Origin of the sequence: Mesorhizobium sp. M1428, from assembly GCF_040317515.1 — a bacterium.
Lineage (GTDB): Bacteria > Pseudomonadota > Alphaproteobacteria > Rhizobiales > Rhizobiaceae > Mesorhizobium.
Genome location: NZ_JAMYKT010000011.1, coordinates 103,477 through 118,688 on the forward strand (window position 1 = coordinate 103,477; position 15,212 = coordinate 118,688).

14 protein-coding genes are annotated in these 15,212 nt (G+C 60.9%); 2 read left to right on the forward strand and 12 right to left on the reverse strand.

What is annotated here, in order from left to right; translation table 11 throughout:
• Positions 1-386: 386 nt before the first annotated feature.
• The 9 genes from ccoS to NKG60_RS17515 all read right to left on the reverse strand — a co-directional run bounded on the left by ccoS (position 387) and on the right by NKG60_RS17515 (position 9,717).
• Complete coding sequence (ccoS, locus tag NKG60_RS17475; protein ID WP_023679633.1) at positions 387-539, reverse strand: cbb3-type cytochrome oxidase assembly protein CcoS; 153 nt, start codon at positions 537-539, stop codon at positions 387-389.
• The gene (locus tag NKG60_RS17480) at positions 536-2,824 is read right to left on the reverse strand and encodes a cation-translocating P-type ATPase (RefSeq protein WP_352975241.1); all 2,289 of its coding nucleotides are present in this window, start codon (positions 2,822-2,824) and stop codon (positions 536-538) included. Before NKG60_RS17480 ends, ccoS begins: the two co-directional genes overlap by 4 nt.
• Positions 2,821-3,318 (reverse strand): FixH family protein, encoded by a 498-nt coding sequence (locus NKG60_RS17485; protein WP_352975242.1) that lies wholly within the window; start codon positions 3,316-3,318, stop codon positions 2,821-2,823. Before NKG60_RS17485 ends, NKG60_RS17480 begins: the two co-directional genes overlap by 4 nt.
• Positions 3,315-4,874 (reverse strand): cytochrome c oxidase accessory protein CcoG, encoded by a 1,560-nt coding sequence (gene ccoG, locus NKG60_RS17490; RefSeq protein ID WP_352975243.1) that lies wholly within the window; start codon positions 4,872-4,874, stop codon positions 3,315-3,317. Before ccoG ends, NKG60_RS17485 begins: the two co-directional genes overlap by 4 nt.
• 110 nt (positions 4,875-4,984) lie before the next feature.
• Positions 4,985-5,848: a cytochrome-c oxidase, cbb3-type subunit III gene (ccoP, locus tag NKG60_RS17495; RefSeq protein WP_352975244.1), complete on the reverse strand. Its 864-nt coding sequence runs from the start codon at positions 5,846-5,848 to the stop codon at positions 4,985-4,987.
• Between the two features lie 2 nt (positions 5,849-5,850).
• Positions 5,851-6,000: a cbb3-type cytochrome c oxidase subunit 3 gene (locus tag NKG60_RS17500; RefSeq protein ID WP_352975245.1), complete on the reverse strand. Its 150-nt coding sequence runs from the start codon at positions 5,998-6,000 to the stop codon at positions 5,851-5,853.
• An 11-nt stretch (positions 6,001-6,011) separates the two neighbouring features.
• Entirely contained in the window at positions 6,012-6,743 is a 732-nt protein-coding gene (gene ccoO / locus NKG60_RS17505; RefSeq protein ID WP_352610875.1) for a cytochrome-c oxidase, cbb3-type subunit II, read from the reverse strand.
• On the reverse strand, positions 6,734-8,365 hold the full coding sequence (gene ccoN / locus NKG60_RS17510) for a cytochrome-c oxidase, cbb3-type subunit I (protein WP_352468490.1): 1,632 nt from the start codon (positions 8,363-8,365) through the stop codon (positions 6,734-6,736). Before ccoN ends, ccoO begins: the two co-directional genes overlap by 10 nt.
• Positions 8,366-8,970: 605 nt before the next feature.
• A complete protein-coding gene (locus NKG60_RS17515; RefSeq protein WP_352690206.1) occupies positions 8,971-9,717 on the reverse strand; it encodes a Crp/Fnr family transcriptional regulator in 747 nt (248 codons plus the stop codon).
• A gap of 155 nt (positions 9,718-9,872) precedes the next feature.
• Between NKG60_RS17515 and hemN the strand changes: the two genes are divergently transcribed.
• Positions 9,873-11,222 carry an oxygen-independent coproporphyrinogen III oxidase gene (gene hemN / locus NKG60_RS17520; protein ID WP_352975246.1) on the forward strand — a complete coding sequence of 450 codons (1,350 nt, stop codon included), beginning with the start codon at positions 9,873-9,875 and terminating at the stop codon, positions 11,220-11,222.
• Between the two features lie 559 nt (positions 11,223-11,781).
• Here the strand turns inward: hemN and queE are convergent.
• Genes queE through queC form a run of 3 tightly spaced genes read right to left on the reverse strand, consistent with a single transcriptional unit; the run spans position 11,782 to position 13,567 of the window.
• Positions 11,782-12,516: a 7-carboxy-7-deazaguanine synthase QueE gene (gene queE / locus NKG60_RS17525; protein WP_352975247.1), complete on the reverse strand. Its 735-nt coding sequence runs from the start codon at positions 12,514-12,516 to the stop codon at positions 11,782-11,784.
• A complete protein-coding gene (gene queD / locus NKG60_RS17530; RefSeq protein ID WP_023722053.1) occupies positions 12,513-12,869 on the reverse strand; it encodes a 6-carboxytetrahydropterin synthase QueD in 357 nt (118 codons plus the stop codon). Before queD ends, queE begins: the two co-directional genes overlap by 4 nt.
• Positions 12,869-13,567: a 7-cyano-7-deazaguanine synthase QueC gene (gene queC, locus NKG60_RS17535; RefSeq protein ID WP_031194962.1), complete on the reverse strand. Its 699-nt coding sequence runs from the start codon at positions 13,565-13,567 to the stop codon at positions 12,869-12,871. Before queC ends, queD begins: the two co-directional genes overlap by 1 nt.
• A 611-nt stretch (positions 13,568-14,178) precedes the next feature.
• Here queC and NKG60_RS17540 point away from each other — a divergent pair.
• Positions 14,179-14,568, forward strand: coding sequence for a hypothetical protein (locus tag NKG60_RS17540; RefSeq protein WP_352847744.1), 390 nt, complete (start codon positions 14,179-14,181; stop codon positions 14,566-14,568).
• The last annotated feature ends 644 nt before the right edge of the window (positions 14,569-15,212 follow it).

Consider the following 15,212-nt stretch of genomic DNA (forward strand, 5'->3'; position numbering starts at 1 on the left):
GGCACTGGAACGCATCGCAATCGATCCACGGTTTGCGGCTCATCTCCCCAAGCGTCTCCACGCGACCTAACCGTCCGTTAGACATCCGTTCTCCGTTCAAAAATGCTCAATGAAACCATGCCTATGAAGAGATAACCCTGATGTGGATCAACCAGGCTCGATAAACGCGGCTACGGCGGGTTCACGGTCGACTGGTCGACCGCCACACCATGGTCTGGTCAGGTCATCATGGAATGGCCGGCTTCCCGTTCCGTGCGGCCCTTTCCTGGCCGAAAGTTCGGCAACGTATTCTGGCTGATCCGTTCGCACCCGTCGCGCGCCGAAATCGGCATGACGCGAAGCAACCGCGGAAAATATTCGAGCGAGTCCTCGCAGGGCAGGCTGGGTCAACTGCGTGGCTCGTCGCGGTCGATCAGGATCCGCTCGGCGGCGCCATCGAGATCTTCATATTGGCCGCTCCTCAAGGCCCACAGGAACCCCGCCAGCCCAAGCGCTCCGAGGAACAGGGCCACAGGTATGAGGTAGGCGAGCGTCGTCATGAGGATTGTGCCAGTGCGCCAATGTCCGAGCGCCTGTCATGTCGGGCATCTTGCACCGATGCATTTGACACGAAACCTTGCAGACGTAGCGCATTGCCGATGACCAGGAGGGACGAGGCGGACATCGCGACCGCCGCGATCAGTGGCGTCACGTGCCCCAGAATGGCGACCGGCACGGCGATGCCATTGTAAACGATCGCGATGGCGATGTTCTGCCGGATCAGCCGTCCGGCCTTCCGCGAAATGTCTAAAGCAAGTGGGACCGCCAGAAGATTCTTACGCAGGAACACGAAATCCGCGGCGTTGCGACCGATATCCGCCGCCGTGGCCGGAGCGATCGAAACGTGTGCGGCGCCCAATGCAGGCGTGTCGTTGAGCCCATCGCCGACCATCAGCACCTTGTGGCCAGTTCGCGTCAATGCTTCGATGTGTTCGACCTTCCCGGAGGGAAGCAACGCGGGAACGAAGCGCTCGACGCCCAGTGCTTCCGCGACTTCGCCGCAGGCAGCTTCTGTGTCCCCCGACAGCATCTCCACCGACACGCCGGCGCCGTTCAGTTGCTCGATGGCCGCCTTGGCATCGGCACGCAGCTCATCCTCGAAATCGAAAGTCGCGACAATGACCCCGTCCTTCGTCAGAACGGTTCCGCCATAGCCTTGTTTGCCTTCGCCGCCGATCCGAGCTTTCCACTCACGCCATCCGCGGCGACCCAGCCGCCAGGTACTGCCCTCGGCGATGGCTTCGATGCCGAAGCCCGGATGCTCGCTGACGGACGCGAGTTTCGGCTGGCCGGCAAAGGCTGCATTGCCAGCGATTGCCTTCGAAAAGGGATGGCGGGAATGCGCTGCCATCTCGGCCGCCATGGCGAGCATCGTCGGATCGATGGACGGCGCATTGATCAGCCTGGGCAGTCCGAGCGTAAGCGTGCCGGTTTTGTCGAACAATGCCGTGTCGATCCCCGCCAGGCGCTCCATGGCGGAGCCGTCCCTGACCATGACGCCGCTTTCAAACAGCCGCCGCGCAGCGACCACCTGCACGATCGGCACGGCGAGACCGAGCGCACACGGGCATGTAATGATCAAAACGGCGATCGCGATTGTTATTGCCCGGTGCCAGTCGCCGGTCGCCGCCATCCAGCCGAGGAACGTCACAAAGGCGGTGAGGTGGACCACGGGGGCATAGAGCGCGGAGACGCGATCGGCGATCCTGCGATGGCGGGCGCGGCCGCCCTCTGCCGCTTCCATCAGCCGAACGATTTCGGCCAGGAATGAATCCTTCGCGGCGGCCGTCGCCTCGATGGTCAGCGGACCGGTGAGATTGAGTGTACCGGCCTGGACCTGCGCCCCCGGGCCCACCGTTCTGGGCGTGCTTTCCCCGGAAACCAGGGAACAGTCGAGATCCGATGCCCCGCCAATGATCCTGCCGTCGATGGGCACCCTCTCGCCGGCCGCAATCAAGAGCTCCATTCCTGGTTCGATCTCGCCAACCGGCAAGTAGTCGCGCGAACCATCCTCGCGCAGCACCATGGCGCCGCGCGCCGCCAGCCGAGCCAGTCCGTTTACGGCCGTCCGTGCCCGTTCCCGCATCACGTGATCCAGCGTGCGGCCGATCAGCAGAAAGAACAGCAGCGACACCGACGCGTCGAAATAAGCATGGTCGCCATGGTTGATCGTCTCGTAGAGGCTCATGGCGTAAGCGAGCGATACCCCGACCGCGATCGGCACGTCCATGTTCATGCGGCTGTGGCGCAGCGCATTCCAGGCCGAGCGAAAATAGATGCCGCCGGCGAAAGCGAGCGCAGGAATGGCAATCAAGGCCGAGACCCAATGGAACAGGTCGCGGGTCGCGCCTTGCGCGCCGGACCAGACGGAGACTGATAGCAGCATGATGTTGCCCGCCGCAAAGCCGGCGACCGCGACGGCGCGGATCAGTTCCGAGAGCGTCCTGTCCTTCCCGTCAGCCTCGGGATCGAACAGGTGCGCGCCATAGCCCAGCCGTCCAAGTGTGGCGACGAATGGCGGAACCTCGTCGCCGCGCCACCGGACCGAAACACGTTTCGTTGAAAGATTGACACGAGCGCCTTCGACGCGATCCAGCTTGCCGATCGCCGTCTCGATCGTCTGGATGCAGGCGGCACAATGCACAGCCGGCACCGAGAGGTCGGTCTGGCGAAGATTTTCGCCAATCGAGCGGCTCGCCAGTCTGATTTCCTGGCCAGAAGGCAGGACCAGTGTGACCTTTTCCAGGTCCAATGCCATTTCGGCGCCTGGCGCGCAGCAGCTCATTGCAGCGCCTCGTGGGAAATCATGATCCGGCGAACGTCGCGATAGGGTTCCGCAAGGCTCGCATCGGCGTCGATTTCGACGATCCAGACGCCATCCGTGGGCATGTGGTGCGCGGCGAATATCTGACCGGAGGCAGCGGCAAGAGTGACGGATTTGTCCTCGGCCTCGTAGGCGGGATGACGAAACAGCACCTTGACGCCATGCAAGGCAACCGGCTTGCCGACAGCATCGGTGAGGCTGTAGCGGACCTCACCGCCTGCGATGGTCAGTTTGCCAGTCCAGCCGAGGGCTGCCTGAGCTCGCCCCTCCTCGGCCTTCTTGTTGAACTGCTGGCTCGCCACATAGGTGTTTTCGACGACAAGGCCGGTCCAGCTCGTGTTGGCGAGCGTCGCCATCGTTAGATTGACCGCTATGACCACGCCGAAGAAGCCAAGGATGGTGAACAGCATATGCCTGCCGGTGAATTCGCGGGATTGTCGCGAGGTGTCGCTCATCTGGCGATCTCCGGTGCGTTGAAAGTGGCCGTGTATTCGTCCGACTCGAACGTTGCCTTGTTTTCGACCCGGAACTTGAAGCTTTGCGCTGCACCCCGAACCTGATCTGCCGGCTGACGCACGAAAACCTTGAGCATCTTCAGCCGGTCGGGTTCGACCGGGATGGCAAAGGAGCGATCCGCCGGCAGGTCGATGCCGACAACGCTCATTTCGGCTCCATGCAGGCCCTGCATCGTGACAATGATCGTTCTTGGTTCGGGGATCATGTTGAGCAGCTTGACGGTGTAGCCATTGCGGATCGAACCGTCGGACAGCGTCACGAACTGCGGGTTGCGATCGTGCAGGACATTCAATTCGAGCCGTGCGCGGGTCAGCAGCGAATAGAGCAGCGCGAGACCGACCGCCGACCAGGCGCCCATGTAGATGAAGGTGCGCGGGCGAAAGATCTTGCGGATATGGAAACGGGCCACATTGTCGGAGAACAGGCCGTCAGCGTTCCTGACCAGTGACGGGTTGACTGAACCGGAGCCGCCCGGGGTCGCCAGCATCATATTGGCGTTGTAGTCGGCCAGCGTCGCATAGGAAATCAGTCCGCGCTCCCTGCCGAGCTTGTCCATGATACCGTCACAGGTATCGATGCAGAGCGCGCAGGTGATGCATTCAAGCTGCTGGCCATCACGAATGTCGATCCCCATCGGGCACACCGCGACACAGGCATTGCAGTCGACGCAGTCGCCGACGGGCTGCCCGGCGGCAAGGACCCTCTTGGCGTGACGCGAGCGCGGTTCGCCGCGCCAGTCATTATAGGTGACGGTGAGGGAATTCTCGTCGAGCATGGCCGCCTGGATGCGCGGCCATGGGCACATGTAGGTGCAGACCTGCTCGCGCATCAGCCCGCCGAACGTATAGGTCGTCGCCGTCAGCACGGACACGGTGATGTAGGCGACGGGGGCGGCGGTGCCGGTGAACAGTTCCCCAAGCAGCGTCGGCGCATCGGCGAAATAGAAGATCCAGGCGCCGCCGGTCAGCACCCCTATGACCAGCCAAATGGCGTGTTTCGATGTTCGCAGCACGAGTTTGCGCGCAGTCCAGGGACCGGCATCGAGCTTGATGCGGGCGTTGCGGTCGCCCTCGATGGCTCGCTCGACGACCAGAAACAGATCGACCCACACGGTCTGCAGGCACGTATAGCCGCACCAGGCCCGGCCGACGGTGGATGTGATCAGGAAAAGGCCGATACCGGCCATGACCAGCAGGCCGGCCACATAATAGAATTCCTGCGGCCAGATCTCGATGAAGAAGAAATAGAAGCGGCGGTTGGCAAGATCGACCAGCACGGCCTGGTCCGGGGCAAATGGCCCGCGATCCCACCGCAGCCAGGGCGTCAGGTAGTAGATCCCCAGCGTGATTGCCATCACCGACCACTTGAAGCGGCGGAAACTGCCAGAGGCCCGGGCCGGGAAGATCTTCTTGCGTGCGGCATAGAGCGGCTGACGGGTCTTGGCGGAGTTGACCGCATCGGCTTCGAGCCGTTCTATTTGCGTGTTATCGAGCACGAGAAGCTCCAGTCACCAGCGACCCATCGGTTTCTGGATGATGCCGAGGCTCGGCTCGCGCCGGGCCTCGTCGCTTGGCGGTGGGGGGAGGACGAGAATAGGCTGCGTACCTATTCTCCGCCACCAAGCGAATGGACATAGACCGCGAGTTCCTTGGCCTTGATCTCGCCGAGACGCCCGATCCAGGCCGGCATGACGCCGTGCTTCGGCGCGCGGACCTGCGCGGCGATGGCTGTTTCGCCAGACCCGTATAGCCAGATCGCGTCGGTCAGGTCGGGTGCGCCGAGCTCACTGTTGCCCTTTGCATTCTCACCATGACAGGCCGCACAATTCTCGGCGAAAACATTGGCGCCGAGTTCGATCAGGCTTGTGTCCTGAACAGGATCGGAGAGGCTTGCGACATAGGCGCCGACCTGCTTGATCTGATCCGTCGTGATGATGTCGCCAAAAGCAGGCATTTCCGACAGGCGCGTATCCGGGTCTGATGCGAAGCGGATGCCGTGCGCAATCGTCTGCTGGATCTGTTCGGCGTTGCCACCCCACAGCCAATCGTCGTCGTTTAGGTTGGGAAAACCCTTGGACCCTTGAGCGCCCGAGCCATGGCACTGCACGCAATTGACCTTGAACGCGGCGCCACCTGCGGCGACGGCGAATTCGCGTAGCGTATCGTCGGCAGTAATCTCGGAGACGGTCTTCGCCTGAATGGCAGCGACAAATTTACCCTTGGCCACTTCGGCCGCGGCCAGTTCATTCTTGACGTCTCTGCGGCTCGAATACCCCAGCACACCCCTGGTCGCGGAAGTCAGCATCGGCCATGCCGGATAGACGACGGTGTAGCCGATCGCCCAGGCAATGGTGATGTAGAAGGTGATGACCCACCAGCGGGGAAGCGGGTTGTTGAGTTCCTTGATGCCGTCCCACTCATGGCCGGTCGTCGAGATACCCGAAACCTCCTCGATATGCTCGCTGCCCATGATCAGTCGTCCTTGAGAGGAATGTGAGCGGCTCTCTCGGCTTGCCTGCGGCTGCCGGGACGAAGTGCAAAGGCAACGCATCCGAGGAAGAAAAGCGCCATGGCAAGCACGCCCCAGCTGTCGGCAAACTCCCGCATGAAATTGTAGGTCATCGCCATTCTCCTCAGCGGTAACCGGCGGCTTCGTCATAGGTCCTGAAATCGACCAGCGTGCCGAGCATCTGCAAATAGGCGACCAGCGCATCCATTTCGGTGACCTGCTGCGGATCGCCGTCGAAGTCCCCAACCTTGGCTTTCGGATAGCGTCTCTCCAGGCCCGATGTGTCGGCATTCGCATCGGCCTGCGCCATGAGATCGGCATTGGCATGAGCGATCATGTCGTCTGAATAGGGCACACCGACACGGCTGTTGGCGATCAGATGCGTCGAGAAATCCTTCACCTCGATTGGCATGTCCTTCAGAAACGCGTAGCTCGGCATGATCGATTCCGGCACCACGGAGCGTGGTTCGGTGAGATGCTGGACATGCCATGCGTTGGAGTAGCGGTCGCCGACCCGGGCGAGATCCGGCCCCGTGCGCTTCGAGCCCCACTGGAACGGGTGGTCGTACATCGACTCGGCCGCCAGGCTATAGTGGCCGTAGCGCTCGACTTCGTCGCGGAATGGCCTGATCATCTGGCTGTGGCAGAGGTAGCAGCCCTCGCGCACATAGATGTTGCGCCCGGCGAGCTCGAGCGGCGAATAGGGCCGCATGCCTTCGACCTTCTCGATGGTGTTGTCGAGATAGAAGAGCGGTGCGATCTCGACGATGCCGCCGACCGTTACGACCAGCAGGGACCCGAGGAGAAGCAGTGTGGCGTTCTTCTCGATGACCGCGTGTCTGTCCATCAAGCCCATTTTCTGGCTCCTGATCGCACAGGCTGGAGGGCGGGGATGGAGCGCGGCATCGGATCCTCCTCGCGCCGGTAGCCGAGGATGGTCATGGCGATGTTCCAGGCCATGATGAGGGCGCCCGACAGATACATCGCGCCGCCGATGGCACGCATGATGTAGTAGGGATGCATGGCTGCGACGGTTTCGGCGAAGGAGTAGACCAGGAAGCCCTGCTCGTTGTATTCGCGCCACATAAGGCCCTGCATGACGCCGGAGACCCACATCACCGCGGCGTAAACGACGATCCCAAGCGTCGCCAGCCAGAAGTGCCAGTTGACGAGCCGCAGCGAATAAAGCCGGTCGCGGTTCCATAACTTCGGGACCATGAAATAGATCGCGCCGAACGAGATCATGCCGACCCATCCGAGCGCGCCCGAATGGACGTGACCGATGGTCCAGTCGGTGTAGTGCGAGAGCGAGTTGACGGCCTTGATTGACATCATCGGGCCTTCGAAGGTCGACATTCCGTAGAAGGCGATGGCCATGACCATCATGCGGATGATCGGGTCGGTGCGCAGCTTGTCCCAGGCGCCCGAGAGCGTCATCAGGCCGTTTATCATGCCACCCCATGACGGCATCCAGAGCATGATGGAGAACACCATGCCGAGGGTCTGGGCCCAGTCCGGCAGGGCGGTGTAGTGGAGGTGGTGCGGACCGGCCCAGATGTAGAGAAAGATCAAAGCCCAGAAGTGGATGATCGACAGCCGGTAGGAATAGACGGGTCGGTTGGCCTGCTTGGGAACGAAATAATACATCATGCCGAGGAAGCCGGCGGTCAGGAAGAAGCCGACGGCGTTGTGGCCGTACCACCACTGCGTCAGGGCGTCCTGTACGCCGGAGAAGGCTGAATAGCTCTTGGAGCCCAGGAAGGAGACCGGCATCGACAGGTTGTTGATCACATGCAGCATTGCGATGGTCACGATGAAGGCAAGGTAGAACCAGTTGGCGACATAGATGTGCGGTTCCTTGCGCTTTAGGATCGTGCCGAGGAACAGGATGAGATAGGCGACCCAGACAATGGTCAGCCACAGGTCCACATACCATTCGGGCTCGGCGTATTCGCGGCTCTCGGTTATGCCGAGCAGGTAGCCGGTCGCCGCCATGACGATGAAGAGCTGGTAGCCCCAGAACACGAACCAGCCGAGATCGCCGCCGAACAGCCGAGCGCGGCAGGTGCGCTGGACGACATACAGCGACGTGCAGAGCAGCGCATTGCCGCCGAAGGCGAAGACGACGCCCGACGTATGCAATGGCCGTAAACGGCCGAAATTGAACCAGGGCTGGATGTTGAGATCCGGGTAGGCGAGCTGCAGGGCGATGACCACGCCGACCAGCATGCCGACGACGCCCCAGAATACGGTGGCGATGGCACCGTAGCGGATCGGCCCATCCATGTAAGCGGCGGGGTCGATCGGAACTGCCGGCTTGAACTCCGTGTTGCGCAACAGAATCGCCGTGAAGCCAGCCACGGCGAAGAACAAAACCCACATATGCCGCCGAAAAGGTTCATCTACGCCGAAGCCGGCAGCCACCAGGGCCGCAAACGCAAACAGGCTTAGAAGGACGATCTCTGTGCCGAATTTCATCGCAAGCCCCGATTTCCGATTCCGGCGGGCGCCAAACCGCAGTGCCTTATTGCGCAGCCGTGGCCTGCTCGCCCTGATCCATGTCAGAGCCGCACGATTTTGCTTCGAGCAGGATCGAGTTCGGTGCGATCAGACTGTGGCGATCGAATGTGGAAGCGCGGCACCGGCCGCCACGCTTATGGACAGGCCCGGCGTCCCAGGTCGGGCCGGGTTTGGAGGCGATCGCGGGCGTCTGGGAAGCGCGCCTTCTGTGACGCTGGAAAGTAGGCCGATGCCTTGCCGAACGTCGATCGTTTCAATGCCTTGGGACAGCCAGCGCCAGCGTTGCGCTAACTTCGTGACATACATGGTTCGGGGAGACGGCGATTTTCCCCTGCGTATGAAGCGTATTGACTTCGGCCGAGTGCGATCCTGCCTGGAACAGCCGGTTGCACGTCGAGCACGTCGAGGATGGATGCTTCGCCGACGAGTTGGCCGAAACGCACCTGGCTCATGCGATCGGATGGAGAGCGGGCTGTCGCTATGCGACTTCTTCTAACGCCCAACGCGAGCATGCCCTGCCCCGAACGAAGTAAGTGACGTAGGCCATGCAGCTTCGGTGTCATTCAAACGGCGGTTGCGCCTCGGCCGCCGCAGCGCCGTTCCAGCCGGCTCATGCTGTCCACGGTGATACGGCGGTTGTTCTCGATCCGAATCACGCCGTCCATTCTCAGGCTGGTCAGCTGACGGCTCACGGTCTCGTTTGTAATTCCAAGGAAATCAGAGATGTCGGCACGCGTCATCGGCAGCTCGAAGCACGCCGACCTGGCCGCCGGGTCAACACTGGAACCGATGTTCCGGGCGATCATGAGGAGAAAGCTCGCCACCTTCTCCGGTGCGGTCTTGCGCCCCAGAGTCACCATCCATTCGCGTGCCTCGTCGAGTTCGTTCAGCGCCTGCTTGAACAGGCGATGCACAAATTCCGGTGATTCCTTCATCAACCGTTCGATGGCCGCTCTCGGAAACGAGCATAGCGAGACAGCTGTTGCCGCTTCCGCATTGATCGCGCTTTTCATCTTGAAGGGCCGTCCCAGAAAATCCGGCGCGAACTGGAGACCGACGATCTGCTGGCGGCCGTCCGAAAGGCTCTTCGTGAGCTTCACCACGCCTGAAAGCACGTTTGAATAACAGTCGACCGCCTCGGCGTCGCCGATCAGTTCGACCCCCGGCTCGATATTGTGCCGCGACGACGTCTTGGCGAGCTGAGCCAAATGGTCTGGTTCGAGCGCACCACAGACACCGCGGTGCCGTGCCTCGCAAGACAGGCAAAGAACGGGAATGCCGGAACTGTGAATGTCCTGCCGTAATGTCATTCGATCGCTCTACCGGTCCACTTGCGGGCAGGATAGCAATCGACGGTAGAAAAATCCTTGCGGCAGTTTGTCCGTGCTGAACGTTGATCGAAATCAGGGCTTAGGCTCATCCAAGCATCCACAGTTCCGGCGACGCAAACACGGTGGACCACGACATGCGACTGGAGCTAGCTGCCAGACTTGGCGAGAACGTCCCGCGCTATACCAGTTATCCGACAGCGCCGCATTTTCATACCGGCATTGATGCTGCAATTTGTCGTGGCTGGCTGCAGGCGCTCAACGATGGCGATGAAATCTCGCTCTATCTGCACATCCCGTATTGCGACAAGCTTTGCTGGTTCTGCGCTTGCCATACCAAGCAGACACGCCACTACGAACCAGTGACCACATATCTGCGCTCACTGCATGCCGAGATCGCAACCGTCTCCAGTCTTGTCGCAGGCAAGGGCCGCGTGCGTGCCGTCCATTTCGGCGGCGGTTCGCCAACGATGCTCAAACCGGAGGATCTGGTGGCGCTGGGAACCGTCCTGCGCAACAGCTTCACCTTTCTCCCCGGTGCAATGATCAGCGTTGAGATCGAACCCAACGATATGGACGATGCCCGCCTCGATGCACTTGCCGAAATCGGCATGACAAGGGCGAGCCTCGGCGTCCAGGATTTCGACCCGAAGGTGCAGAAAGCGATCAACCGCGAGCAGAGCTTTTTGCAGACCAAGACGGTTGTTGATGGCGTTCGTTCGCGCGGCGTCGAATCCGTCAATCTCGATCTGCTCTACGGCCTGCCGCATCAGACCAGGGAGAGCGTCGCCTCCACGGTTGCACAGGCACTGACCCTGGAACCGGATCGGATCGCGCTTTTTGGCTACGCCCATGTGCCGTGGTTCAAGAGACATCAGACGATGATCGACGAGGCGTGGCTGCCAGGGCCAGAGGAGCGATTTGCTCAATCGCAATTGGCGGCGCGGGCGATCGTGGACCAGGGATACGAAGCAATCGGCCTCGACCATTTCGCCAAACCGGGCGATGCCCTCGCGCTTGCCGCCCGCGCCGGAACACTGCACCGGAACTTTCAGGGCTATACCGAGGATCGCTGCGAGACCTTGATCGGCCTTGGCCCGTCATCCATCAGCCAGTTTCGCCAGGGCTATGCACAGAATATGCCTTCGACCGCCGAGTATGGACGTATGGTTGCTGATGGCGGGCTGGCCGCTGTTCGGGGTATCGCGCTTTCCGACGACGACCGTGTTCGCGGCTGGATCATCGAGCGATTGATGTGTGACTTCGCCTTCTCGGCGATTGAGCTGGTGGAGCGCTTTGGCGAAGCCGGCCAAAGACTTCTCCTCAAGGCGAGTTCCACGGCCCTCCAAGATCCTGCGCGGTTGCTTGAACTTGATGGTGACCGCTTCGTCGTGCCTGCGGAAAGCCGGCCCTTTGTCAGGAGCATCGCGGCAAAGTTCGACAAATATTTCGAAAGTGGAACGGCCAGGCACTCAGCGGCAGTCTGAGCACCGCAGAGGAACGGTCATGGTTCTCAGTCGATCGTGAACCGATTGCGCTACATTTTTCACTGTTGATCGGCGACCGTCGTGTCGAGACAGGATTCGGAGCGGACCAGACGCGTCTTGGTATAGCGACGATATCGTCCGGTCGTGCCTTCCGGCGCCGTATTCCATTTCGCAGTCCCTGAAGCGCCACGTCGAGTCCGGCCTCTTTTCTGTATCGGAAGCAGTCGACAATCGTCCTGGCCAGATCATGGTTGTCGGCCGACAGCTCCCTTCGGCCTTGCAACAAGAATCCGCAAGGACCGTGCCAGCTGCAGCAGGCGCCGCCGCATCGCACCACCACACTATCCACCCGTGGCTCGCGCTAACCTTTGATTGGTTCGCGCCAGGCCGACGCCCGTCGAAACCGAGCCTCGGCAACATTCCGAGTCGTAAGCGGCTGGCCACGCTCTTGGTGCCGGTGGCAGAAAGTCCGCAAGCACCCCGGCAGCGCCGTCAAGCGTGGGACAACCCGTCCACCCGAATATCCGCCGGCGCAGTTTCAGTGAAAAGCGGGCCTAGGCTAGACGGCTCTCTTGTTACCCCAGAGCATAACGTGCAGCTGCGGCAGCACACGGGCTTCGAACCACCTGTCGCGGGTCACGGCATCAACCAGCCACTCCATGCGCTTCAATATTCCGTCAAGGTCGACAGGAGCGTCTTCATTTGCGGGGCGTGGCGGCGTGTGATTGCCGGGTTGCAGATAGATCGGAAGTCGCGGAAATCTCGCAGCGGCGTCTTTCGCGTAGGCGTAGTCCCTTTCGTCGAAAACAATGAGCTTGAGCACGACTTGCGGCCTGCCTTGTGCCGCCTGGAGGCACGCCTCGAAAGCGGCCCAATCGGTCGTCATTTGGCTTGACGGCGGCTTTGGGCTGAGGACTAGCACGTCAAGGTCGGCAAACCAGTCCCTGGCCACCGAACCTTGGGTTTCCAGCGCAAAACGGTAACCTTCACCATGGCCTCGCTCGATGAGCGCGCCGAGCGGCTGGATGGCCGGATTGCCGCCTGACAGCGATACCATCAGCGGGCGGCCACCGGAAAGCGCAAGCACGTTTTGCCACACCGCGCCAATGGACATAATCTCCCATTCATGCCGGAATTGATTGTCCACCGCATGCAGGCTGTCGCACCATGAACAGCGATAGTCACACCCGCCGGTTCTGACGAAGACCGTGGGCAAACCGATGAGCACGCCCTCGCCCTGGATCGTCGGCCCGAAAATCTCACTCACGCGGATTGCGGGATGCGTATCGGTCATGGCCGGTATTCCGCCCAGGTTTTCGGCGTTTCGCTCACCCGCACGGCCGAGGTTTCGCGCAGGCGTGCCTTGCACCATTCATAAAAATGTCTGGCCAGATATTCCGCCGTGACTTGCTCATGTCCCAGCACGTCGTTGAGATGTCGGTGGTCGAAGCTCTCGTCGATGTAGCGTTTGAATGGCGCCAAATCGTGATAGTCGCGCACGAAGCCGTTGTCGTTCAGTCCATTCGCTGAAAGCTCCACTTCAACGATGTAGTTATGCCCGTGCAGGCGCGCGCATTGGTGATCGGGTGGCAACGAGGTGAGCTGATGCGAGGCTGAGAAGTGGAATTCCTTGGTGATGCGGAACATTACGCGGTCCTCCTTCGCAGCGCATCGAGCCAGAAGTCGGAGTCCTCGTAGTCGGTGGGGTCCGGCTGCCCAGAGAGATGAAACGCCTCGCGCCGCTCGACGCAGGTCCCGCACCTCCCGCAGTGACGCTCGGCGCCCTTGTAGCAGGACCAGGTCTGCGCAAACGGCGTGCCGTATGCTGCTCCATTCCTAACAATGTCCGCCTTCGTGAGATTCACATAGGGTGCATAAATGCGAATCTCCGCGTAGCCGTCGAGCGCGTGGTCCTGCATCATCTGGAAAGCGTCGATGAAGGCCGGACGGCAGTCGGGATAAATGAAATGATCCCCACCATGCACGGCCGTCGCCACCGCCTCAGCGCCGTGCGCTGCGGCGAAGCCGAAGGCAATGGCCAACATGATGGCGTTCCGGTTCGGCACCACCGTGACCTTCATCGTGTCTTCGGCGTAGTGCCCGTCGGGCACGTCCACATTATCGGTCAGCGCGGAGCCGGAAAGGCCGCCGCCGATCTCGTGGATGTCGATGATGCGGTGCGGGACGCTCAGTCGCTCCGCGCAAAGGGCGGCGAAGCCCAATTCCTTCCTATGCCGTTGGCCGTAATCGAAAGATAGGAGGCCGGCGAGTTCGTGCTCCGCTGCCACCTTGTGAGCAAGGGTAACGGAGTCCAATCCGCCGGAGCAGACGACGAGAGTCTTCATTTTTGGGTCCTTGTTTTAACCGGGTAGGCTGCGACCGGAGATTTCTCTGCGCTCCCAGTACTTCAGGAAATCCATTTTGTGAAGTGAACGGGGGACGAGTTTCATGCGCTGACGTGCAGCTGTGTGCAAGGCGCCCTCGCGGTGAGCCTGCAAGGAACACTGACTAGGGAAACGTCACGCTTCAGCGGAATGCTCAAAGGCGAGCGCACCAGAATAAGCTCTGCAGGAGGTCCGGACCTTCGTAAACAAAGTTCTCGACGATCAAGCGCCCGGCGGTCCCGAGCTTCGAGGGACGCCACCGCGAGGGTTTCAGGTACTAGACGGCCCAAGGATGGGCTTGCCGCAAACAACGGACTTACCAGTGGGATGTTCAGCGACGCCGATGCAGATGTCTGGAATGATCACGACATCAATTGTCCCGGCAACTTTGGCTGGCCTGCTCCTCGGGTTCCGTAGATCCAGCGCATTCCGCTTCAGGATCGGTTCGAACCGGAGCACTCCCTCGGTCAATGGACGTCCGGCAACAACCTGAATGATCGGTCGTGAGCCGACATCTGTGAACAAGCGGTGTGGTCGATTGCTATCACCCATGTGTTGCGCGCAGGTACCTTATGGCAGTGGATGAACTGGATTTGATGGTTTTACAGCTGGCGGTCGAAAGCGTCCGCTCGCTCTCCTTAAGCTTCGCTGAAAAGGCCGCCGAGGTAGCCACCAGGAGCCGCGGCATCCTGCTTTTCGACGTGCGGGTCGACGGTGATGCGGGGGTCCAGCGGGTCGCAGCCATCCGATATCAGGGCGACCAGATCGGCGTGCTGGCGTTGGACAGACAGGGCCTTGTTACCCACCATTGCATCGTCAACGGTACGTTCTCACATTTCATTGCGCCCTTGGAGACCTGGCACAGCATGCCCCTGTCGATGCAGGCCAAGATCGATGCCAACGGCCATGCCAGTCTCTTCCTAGGGGCCTTGCGAAATGCCGGACATTTGCTGGGCAGCTAGCATTTGGCCAGAATGCATCTGTGAATTTTTGCATGCGCATCGCTGCCGAACCGCCGGCATGATTGTCGTGCTCGAAAACGGCGGCGGCGATAGCGGCAAAGCGATCGCCGCGATCATGGCGATCAACGCGTGGGCGTTGCATCGATGCGCGATCGTTTGAGACGGAGATCTCCGCCTGGCATCGAGCAACATGCACGGAGGTACGCAAAGCGCAAATGCATCAAGTAGTTGAAGGGACGAGCCCCTCGCGCAAATGGAGCTTGCGCTGCCGTTGTCGTCCCATCGTGCCGCCGAACTCGGGGCGTGACGATCGACCACGATGGCCTATTTTTTTGCAAAGCCGAATGTCCCGATTCCGAAGCCAAGGAAAAAACTCCGACCACAGCGAAGAATAGTAACAACACGGCGACGCGAGCCGCCTTGCGCTCCTAGCAGGGGAGGTGCTTGCGGTGCTCTCACCGACACAAGATCGCAAATGGCACGTGGGTGAGCACCAGAACTGGCGACACGCATGGTGATCGGCTTGACTCGCTGGAGGAAGCACAAGGCCTCAGTGGGCGGAGGCGCCAGCGACGGTCGAATACTGACTGGCTGCTCGGGATCTGATCGTTGAAATGACGTAGGATTTGGTTGCTTAAGCCGAT